Here is a 1727-nt window from a genome sequence, read left to right as displayed (position 1 = left end):
GTTGACGAAGACGGCGCCGGCGTCGAGGTGCCGGACGAAGTACGACTCCTCCTCGGGATCGTTCGTCCACACGGACGAACTCAGTCCGAACGTGGTCTGGTTGGCGATCCGGACGGCGTCGGCGACGTCCTCGGCGCGGTAGAGCGAGGCGACCGGTCCGAAGGTCTCCTCGAACACGATCCGCATGTCATCGGTGAGGTTGGCGAGGACCGTCGGTGCGAAGAAGTAGCCAGGGCCGTCGATCGGGTGCCCGCCGGCCAGTACGGACGCGCCCTTGGACACGGCGTCGTCGACCAGCTCCGTCAGCTCGTCGCGGCCTCCCGCGGTCGCCACGGGACCCACGTCGACCGATTCGTCGAACGGGTCGCCGACCTTCAGCGCGGCCATCTTCTCCGCGAAGAGCCGCGCGAACTCGTCGTAGACGTCCCTGTGGGCGATGAAGCGCTTGCCGGCGATGCAGGACTGGCCGTTGTTGCTGATACGGGCCTTCACGGCCGTGGTGGCGGCTGCCTCGAGATTGGCACTGGGCAGAACGATGAACGGGTCGGAGCCGCCGAGTTCGAGTACGGACTTCTTCACCTCGGCCGCGGCGGCGGACGCCACCGCCCGGCCGGCCGGCTCGGACCCGGTGAGCGTGACGGCCTTGACGCGCGGATCCTTGATGACCTCGCCGACCACGGCCGTGCCGACTAGCAGCGTGTGGAAGGCACCCTGGGGGAAGCCCCCGCGTGCGAAGAGGGTGTCGAGATACAGCGCTGACTGGGGCACGTTCGAGGCGTGCTTGAGGATTCCCGTGTTGCCGGCCATGAGCGCGGGGGCGGCGAAGCGGATGACCTGCCACAGCGGGTAGTTCCACGGCATCACCGCGAGCACGACGCCGAGCGGTTCGTACCGGGCGTAGGCCCGGGACGCCCCGACCTGGGCAGGGTCCTCCAGCGGCTCGTCGGCGAGGAACCTCTCGGCGTTGTCGGCGTAGAAGCGCATGCCCTTCGCGGACTTGAGGACCTCGGCGCGGGCCTGCGCGATCGGCTTGCCCATCTCCGTGACAAGGATCTTCGCGAGTTCCTCGACCTCGCTCTCCAGCAGGTCGGCCGACGCGCGCATCCAGGTCGCGCGCTGCTCATACGTGGTCGTTCCGAGCGCCTCGAACGCGGCTTGAGCCGCGGCGAGCTTGCGCTCCACATTGGCCGGTTCGTCGGGCACGAACTCCTTGACTGTCTCGCCTGTCGCGGGGTTGACGGTGGCTATCGCCATGGGGAAGCTCTCTTTCAGGATCAGCAAGGCACATCGGAATCGGGAGGTCACACCAGGTCGAAGACCTCGGGGTGCCTGGCAAGCTCCAGACGCGTGCGCCGGATGTGTCCGGCCAGCAGCCGCTCGGCCCCTTCGGCGTCCCGCCGGTGCAGGGCCGCGACGATGAGATGGTGCTCGTAGTGGACGCTGTGGTCGCCGTCGGCCCGGAACATGCGTGTGTAGACGCGGCGGTAGGGCTGGGTGCGGTTCCACAGCCGCACCGTCATTTCCTGCAGCATCGTCGTCTCGGCGATCGCGTAGCTCGCCAGGTGAAACTCCCGGTCGAGTTGCAGGAACCGTTCGACGTCGTCGGTGTGCTCCATCGCCGTTGCGAGGAGCTAGGCCTTGCGCAGCACCAGCGAGATCGGCGGCACCGTCGCGTTGCAGTACGCATACAGGAGCTTGGCGCCGTGGCGGATGATGCCGCCGTGCTC

2 protein-coding genes and 1 pseudogene are annotated in these 1727 nt (G+C 68.0%); all 3 read right to left on the bottom strand.

The window, feature by feature from the left end:
* On the bottom strand, positions 1-1254 hold a 1254-nt coding region (locus tag ABZ646_RS46170), incomplete at its 3' end, for an aldehyde dehydrogenase family protein (RefSeq protein ID WP_360533664.1).
* Between the two features lie 47 nt (positions 1255-1301).
* Complete coding sequence (locus tag ABZ646_RS46165) at positions 1302-1616, bottom strand: FCD domain-containing protein (protein WP_360533661.1); 315 nt, start codon at positions 1614-1616, stop codon at positions 1302-1304.
* An 18-nt stretch (positions 1617-1634) separates the two neighbouring features.
* A pseudogene (locus ABZ646_RS46160) lies at positions 1635-1727 on the bottom strand (carboxyl transferase domain-containing protein); the annotation flags it as partial.

It is taken from the genome of Streptomyces sp. NPDC007162 (genome assembly GCF_040634175.1).
In the GTDB taxonomy this organism is placed as follows: Bacteria; Actinomycetota; Actinomycetes; order Streptomycetales; family Streptomycetaceae; genus Streptomyces.
Note: the sequence above shows the minus strand (reverse complement) of the source record. Positions and strands in the feature narration are given on the sequence as shown.

Excerpts from the sequence above, each read along its gene's own strand:
- ABZ646_RS46165 (WP_360533661.1), bottom strand. The coding sequence starts at position 1,616 with ATGGAGCACACCGACGACGTCGAACGGTTCCTGCAACTCGACCGGGAG.